Below are 6,270 nucleotides of genomic sequence, written 5' to 3'. Positions count from 1 at the left end.
GATTCCACGTCACCGTGGACACCCTTGCATTAAGCTAACCACTACTACTGCCTTCATGGTTCGGGACTCACACCCTATAGATTGCACCCATGCCGTGCACACCAAAAAGAGTGCGGAAGCAAAACTCCGCACTCTCTTCGTTTACATAAACTTATCCTTTCGCCTTCTTTTCCTTCTCTTTCTCCGCCCGATAAAATTCATGGAACATCTTCATCAGGGCACGCTTTTCGATCCGTGATACATAGCTTCGAGAAATGCCAAGCTCTTTAGCAATCTCCCTCTGCGTTTTCTCCTTTTTTAAATCCAGCCCAAACCGTCCGACGATGACTTCCTTTTCACGTTCATCCAAAATGCCAATATACTTCTTCACTTTTTCTATTTCCATATTTAGCTGAATCGTATCAATGACATCTTCCGATTCTGATTTCAACACATCAATTAAACTAATCTCATTTCCTTCTTTGTCCTGACCGATTGGATCATGCAGGGAAATATCCTTCTTGGTTTTTTTTGTTGCGCGTAAATGCATCAGTATCTCATTTTCAATACAACGTGCTGCATAAGTGGCCAGCTTTGTTCCTTTTCCATCGGAATAACTCTCGATAGCCTTTATCAACCCAATTGTACCGATTGAAATCAGATCCTCGGTATCTTCACCGGTATTTTCGAATTTCTTGACGATATGGGCCACAAGCCGAAGGTTATGCTCAATGAGAATATTACGGGCTTCCCCATCCCCTTCACTCATAAGCTTAAGGTACTTCTTCTCATCCTGTGATGATAATGGCTGGGGAAAAGCATTATTTTTCACATAGGAAACTAATAAGTAAAATTCCTTGATGAGATAACCGACTGCAGTAAGTATTCCAGGCATTGGTTTCATCCTCCCGCCTCTTTGGATGTTCCCTATCCATACCTATGCGCTAGCGGGCTTGTTCTTGTCTGTACCACTAAAAGAAATCCTCGTTGGCGGTCAAATAGTGAACCACATCTTCAATAACATCCATTCTTTTTAAGTAAACTGGTTACCGATTCATGATTCAGCCCAATGTCTAAAATAAGAAGGACATCGGAATCATTCACACAATTGTATAGAACGTAAACCATTTAAAAATTCCTCATTTAAAATCCCAATCAAACATAGACAAACTTACATATAATAGTAGGGAAATTAATGGAAAGGAGGGATTTGTATGGGCTACGGCTATGGACCATACGGATATAATTACGGTGCTCCATGCCCACCACCTTGTTATGGCGGAGGTGGATTCGGTCTTGGAATCGCCTTGATCGTCGTCCTCGTCATCTTACTGCTGTTATTCGGATTCTGCTTCATTCCTGGTGGATTCGGATTCGGGGGCTGCGGAGGACCGGGGCCATGCTGTTAAAATAGAAAAAACTCGGCTAAAATGCCGAGTTTTTCTATTTTACATAGTCCATGATGTTATGCAGCGGTTTATCGGCATCGACAGAAACATTTACAGCGATCACTGTTCCAATGACGGTCGTAACAACCAGGACCATTACGATTGAGAACATCTTGAATCACTCCTTATTATTTTAACTTACCACCAATTTACCATGTTTTTACGATTGCCGACCGCTGCTATTATGAACACTTTTCATACAATCCATGGCGATAATGTGAAGGTTGCCCTTCATTGGTTAGCCGGTATCCTTCTCCTGCCAGTAGCAACGTTTTTCTCCTTTTATACTCGTCAATTTAATCATATGATCTCCACCTTTCTTAAATTTTTAAAACCCTACGTGCATTTTAGATTAGAAAAAAGGACGATGCTTCATTGCTTTATCCAGGTGTTCATCACGTAATTTCCTGATTCTTTCTTCTTGCAAACATTCCTTGGCCGTCATTTTTTTCATTTTGATCGTGATTGTAAAAAACAGCATATGCAGTGTCATAATATCACCTCCTTTAAGGGGGCGGCTTACCAAAAAGGCATAAAAAGACCGCAGAAAGTTCCTTCCTCCTGCGGGATTTTTAAAAAAATATAAAAAGACCCCAGGGTAAAAGGATTCTCCCTGCGGTCATTATGTCTAAATGATTAATAAAGCCCATTTGCTTTAAAAATATTCCGCTTGACACAGGTCGAATGGTATTTGGTTGTTTGCAGGTACGCTCCAGCTAATCTGCTTAATGTTGGCATCCAATAAATATGTTCTCATCTTCTTCGACCTCCTTTGGAATATTATTTGGTAAGTATATCCAATAAATCGCGATTTGTAAATAGACTTTTTTCATTTTTTTGAAAATTTTATTTATATTTTTATTAAAATAAAAACTAAAAAAGCCTGATCCTCCCGTTTAACAGGAAAAACCAGGCTTACTTCTATTGTTGGAAAGAATCCTGGTCATCACTTTCGTCCAAGATTCTTTTGTATTTTTTTGATACAGAAAAAAAGAGGATGGACAAACTGAGGAACAGGACAGTCGCTCCCATATAGACATTGATGTATACTTCCGTTTTACCGCTTGTAGGGAGTATCGTTCCTATATAAAAGAAAGCTCCTACACATAATAAGGTGATTGCGAATTGTTTGAAATCAGCCATTTTTGAACGTAGTGCTACCATGGTTGGTTTCTTACGGTTGTTTTTCATACCAATCACACCATCTTTCTAACTATTAGTTTCTTATCTCATTCTACCATATTAATTCCAGATGATTAGGTGTAAATAATGGCAAGAAGATGTGTGCTGGTACTCTTAAGTTACCCTTCTAGTGCCTGCTCGAGATCTTCTATCAGGTCTTTGCTATCCTCTAGACCGACCGAAATTCGAATCAATCCATCCGTGATTCCTAAGTTTGCGCGTCGTTCGGCTGGAATCGAGGCATGCGTCATCAAGGCGGGAACGGATATGAGACTTTCCACCGCTCCTAGGCTTTCGGCAAGGGTGAAGTATTTCACTTTCTGGAGCACCCGTTCCGCCTTTGCCCCACTGCCGACATCGAAGGAGACCATGCCGCCAAAACCACGGGATTGCTTTTTGGAAATTTCATGGTTGGGATGGTCAACCAGTCCTGGGTAATGCACCTTTGAAACGGCTTCATGCCCCGTTAGAAAATGGACAATTTCCGAAGTGTTTCTTTCGTGTTCTTCCATTCGGATACCGAGTGTTTTCATTCCGCGCATCAATAGCCAGGAATCCTGAGGCCCCAGCACGCCTCCTGTCGAGTTTTGGACAAAATGCAGGTCTTCACCTAGTTTTTCATCATTTACGACGACAAGGCCCGCTACAACGTCACTATGACCCCCTAGATACTTCGTTGCACTATGAAGGACGATATCCGCTCCAAGTGTAAGAGGATTCTGCCAATATGGGGTACCGAACGTATTATCTACGATGGTAAGCAGTTGGTTTGCTTTCGCTTTTTTAGATAGCTCTTCAAGATCGGTGATTTTCAATAGAGGATTCGTAGGGGTTTCAATGAATAGTGCTTTCGTATTCTGCTTGATTCCTTTTTCTATAGAGTCCATATCACTCGTATCGATAAAGGTGGCCTCCAGCCCAAAACGGTTCAAGATTTTTGTCATCACCCGAAAAGAGCCACCATATACGTCATCGGTGAGTAAGATGTGATCCCCCTGATTAAAGAGCATCATCACAGCCGTCATGGCCGCCATCCCTGAACTGAAAGCAAATCCCCGGCTTCCCCCTTCCAGCTCCTTGATCAGTTCCTCAAGAGCGTTCCGGGTCGGATTGCCGGTACGGGAATATTCATAGCCTCGGTGTTTCCCCGGGCCATCCTGTTTGTACGTGCTCACCTGATAGATTGGTACCGAAACGGCTCCCGTTTTTTCATCACCAAAAATGCCACCATGAATCAATTGTGTCTTCTTCCTCACGTCATTGGCCTCCCTGATAAATATTCTTGCTTAAATATCGTTCACTGGAATCCGGAAAAACGACGACAATATTTGTACCTGCCCGGGCCTTTTCCGCTTCGATCAATGCTGCCGCAAAAGCACAACCGGAGGAGCTCCCGACGAGCAGCCCTTCTTTCAGGGCCAATTCTTTCAACATGGCGAAGGAATTTTGATCACTGATCGTATGAATATCGTCAAAATACGTTTCATCCATATAGGTTGGCAAAAACTCCATACCGATTCCTTCCGTTTTATGGGGTCCTACTTTCCCACCATTTAAGATGGATCCCTCCGGTTCGACGATGACAGTTTTGACAGCCGGATTCTGTTCTTTCAAATAACGTGATGTCCCCATGAAGGTCCCCCCTGTCCCCGCACCGGCAACAAACACATCAACCTTACAATCGAGTTGCTCCCATATTTCGGGGCCGAGTGTTTTATAGTACGTCTCGGGATTGGAAGGATTGGCAAACTGCTGCGGGCAATAGGCACCCGGAATTTCGGCAAGGAGTTCCTTTGATTTCGCAATCGCTCCTTTCATGCCTTCTTCCGTTGGCGTTTGCACCACTTTGGCCCCTAGGGCACGCATTAACTCCTGCTTCTCGCTACTGAATTGCTTCGGTACGCAAAAAATCACATCGACGCCGCGGTTAATCGCAGCCAAAGCTAAGCCAATCCCTGTATTTCCAGCCGTCGGTTCGATGATGGTCCCGCCTCGTTTTAATTCTCCAGTAGCAAACGCTTGCTTCAAGAGTTCTTGACCGAGTCGGTCCTTCACGCTTCCACCAGGATTGAAAAACTCCAATTTGGCATACATCCGGACATCATCAGGAAATGGAAAAGAAGTGATTTCCATCAATGGCGTCTTTCCGATCAACTCATGAATGTTATGAATGACCTTCATAGTGGACATCCTCTCTTAGTTTTCATACCAACTTAGTTGGTTTAAAGATAAAGAATAATCAGCGGGATGATTCCCGCTGATTACATGCCGTTTTATTACTTATTTCATTTTTTCAACCATTTTCAGAATCAGTTCCGCTGAATGAAGCGCCGCCGTTTCCAAGAACTGATCAAAAGAAACATTGGACTCCTTACCAGCGATATCTGAAAGCGAACGGATAATGACAAACGGTGTCTCGAATTGGTATGCTACTTGGGCAATAGCTGCCGCTTCCATCTCCACAGCATATAAATCAGTGAATTTTCCCCTGACGAATTCAACCCGGACAGGATCGTTCATGAACGAATCTCCCGTCACGATCAACCCTTTCGCGACTTGGATATCCTTGATTTCTTTAGCCGCTTCTTCCGCTATAGCGAAAAGCTTTTCATCCGGGATGAAAGCCGCGGGCAATTGTGGCACTTGACCGTATTCATAGCCAAAAATCGTTACGTCAACATCATGATGGCGCACTTCCGTTGAAATGACGACATCACCGACATTCAAATCAGGATGATATCCTCCAGCAGAACCCGTGTTAATGACCACATCAGGTTTGAATTTTTCCAAAAGGATCGTAGTCGACATAGCTGCATTCACTTTTCCGATTCCTGATTTAAGTAAAATGACCTCCATACCGTTAAGTGATCCTGTGTTGAATTCAGAACCGGCAATCGTCACCTGTTCCAATCCTTCCAATTTATCACGTAAAATCGTAACTTCTTCTTCCATTGCTCCGATTATGGCTACCTTCATTAGTAAAAAACCTCTTCCTATAATTTTTCCGCCTCCATAATCCAGACAAATGAATTGCAACGCTCAAAATTCACAATGAACCCATGTTTTACAAGCACTTTTTCAAAAAAAGGAATCGTCGTGTAATATTCCGTTTGCAAATCCTTCGCCAAATTATGAAAGCCTGCATCCTCTGCATCCCGAATCGCCTGATCCTGCGCTTCTTTTGATTGATACATGGTATCCGCAAACACTATTCTACCACCAGCATTCAGTAACTTTCCATAGTTGGCAATGGCTTTTTCTTTTTCTTCATCCGTTAAATGGTGGAAAGCATACGTACTAACGATTGTATCCACCTGTTTCGGCATCGGAAAGTTGATGAAATCCCCATCCACGATTTCCGTTTTATCCTGTAACTTTCTGATAGCTATTTCTCTCATGGCTGGAGATGGCTCGATTCCAGATACCACGAGACCGGCTTTTATCATCATTTCCGTCAAGTTCCCCGTTCCGACCCCAAACTCCAATACATGACCGCGAGACCGGCTTGCGACACAATCTAATATTTTGTCATAGTGCTTAAAGACCTCTTGATATTCAATATCCTGTCCCTCGACGGATTCATCATATGATTTAGACCATTCATCGAATAGTTCCAAAAACTCCCTGCCCATATTAATCACCTTTTTTATGAGGAATTACC

Annotated in this window: 8 protein-coding genes; 1 reads left to right on the top strand and 7 read right to left on the bottom strand. The window is 42.9% G+C overall.

Annotated features, from left to right (window positions below):
• Positions 1 to 151 precede the first annotated feature (151 nt).
• Positions 152 to 874 (bottom strand): RNA polymerase sporulation sigma factor SigK, encoded by a 723-nt coding sequence (gene sigK / locus ACIQXN_RS19915; RefSeq protein WP_402970785.1) that lies wholly within the window; start codon positions 872 to 874, stop codon positions 152 to 154.
• 319 nt (positions 875 to 1,193) lie between these two features.
• Between sigK and ACIQXN_RS19910 the strand changes: the two genes are divergently transcribed.
• Complete coding sequence (locus ACIQXN_RS19910) at positions 1,194 to 1,388, top strand: sporulation protein YjcZ (protein ID WP_402970782.1); 195 nt, start codon at positions 1,194 to 1,196, stop codon at positions 1,386 to 1,388.
• A gap of 391 nt (positions 1,389 to 1,779) precedes the next feature.
• Here ACIQXN_RS19910 and ACIQXN_RS19905 read toward each other — a convergent pair whose 3' ends face one another.
• From ACIQXN_RS19905 to ACIQXN_RS19880, 6 genes are all read right to left on the bottom strand, one after another.
• Positions 1,780 to 1,920 carry a YrzI family small protein gene (locus tag ACIQXN_RS19905; protein ID WP_402970779.1) on the bottom strand — a complete coding sequence of 47 codons (141 nt, stop codon included), beginning with the start codon at positions 1,918 to 1,920 and terminating at the stop codon, positions 1,780 to 1,782.
• A 428-nt stretch (positions 1,921 to 2,348) separates the two neighbouring features.
• Entirely contained in the window at positions 2,349 to 2,618 is a 270-nt protein-coding gene (locus ACIQXN_RS19900) for a YrhC family protein (protein ID WP_402970776.1), read from the bottom strand.
• Positions 2,619 to 2,728: 110 nt separating this feature from the next.
• Complete coding sequence (locus ACIQXN_RS19895) at positions 2,729 to 3,865, bottom strand: bifunctional cystathionine gamma-lyase/homocysteine desulfhydrase (RefSeq protein ID WP_402970773.1); 1,137 nt, start codon at positions 3,863 to 3,865, stop codon at positions 2,729 to 2,731.
• Between the two features lies 1 nt (position 3,866).
• A complete protein-coding gene (locus tag ACIQXN_RS19890; RefSeq protein ID WP_402970770.1) occupies positions 3,867 to 4,790 on the bottom strand; it encodes a PLP-dependent cysteine synthase family protein in 924 nt (307 codons plus the stop codon).
• Positions 4,791 to 4,889: 99 nt separating this feature from the next.
• Positions 4,890 to 5,585 (bottom strand): 5'-methylthioadenosine/S-adenosylhomocysteine nucleosidase, encoded by a 696-nt coding sequence (gene mtnN, locus ACIQXN_RS19885; protein WP_402970767.1) that lies wholly within the window; start codon positions 5,583 to 5,585, stop codon positions 4,890 to 4,892.
• 17 nt (positions 5,586 to 5,602) lie between these two features.
• Positions 5,603 to 6,241 carry a class I SAM-dependent DNA methyltransferase gene (locus tag ACIQXN_RS19880; protein WP_402970765.1) on the bottom strand — a complete coding sequence of 213 codons (639 nt, stop codon included), beginning with the start codon at positions 6,239 to 6,241 and terminating at the stop codon, positions 5,603 to 5,605.
• Between the last annotated feature and the right edge of the window lie 29 nt (positions 6,242 to 6,270).

This window comes from Peribacillus sp. NPDC097295 (genome assembly GCF_044761665.1).
Taxonomy (GTDB): domain Bacteria; phylum Bacillota; class Bacilli; order Bacillales; family DSM-1321; genus Peribacillus.
This window is presented reverse-complemented; position numbering and strand designations above follow the sequence as displayed.

Excerpts from the sequence above, each read along its gene's own strand:
- sigK (WP_402970785.1), bottom strand. The coding sequence starts at position 874 with ATGCCTGGAATACTTACTGCAGTCGGTTATCTCATCAAGGAATTTTAC.
- ACIQXN_RS19910 (WP_402970782.1), top strand. The coding sequence starts at position 1,194 with ATGGGCTACGGCTATGGACCATACGGATATAATTACGGTGCTCCATGC.
- ACIQXN_RS19905 (WP_402970779.1), bottom strand. The coding sequence starts at position 1,920 with ATGACACTGCATATGCTGTTTTTTACAATCACGATCAAAATGAAAAAA.
- ACIQXN_RS19900 (WP_402970776.1), bottom strand. The coding sequence starts at position 2,618 with ATGAAAAACAACCGTAAGAAACCAACCATGGTAGCACTACGTTCAAAA.
- ACIQXN_RS19890 (WP_402970770.1), bottom strand. The coding sequence starts at position 4,790 with ATGAAGGTCATTCATAACATTCATGAGTTGATCGGAAAGACGCCATTG.
- mtnN (WP_402970767.1), bottom strand. The coding sequence starts at position 5,585 with ATGAAGGTAGCCATAATCGGAGCAATGGAAGAAGAAGTTACGATTTTA.
- ACIQXN_RS19880 (WP_402970765.1), bottom strand. The coding sequence starts at position 6,241 with ATGGGCAGGGAGTTTTTGGAACTATTCGATGAATGGTCTAAATCATAT.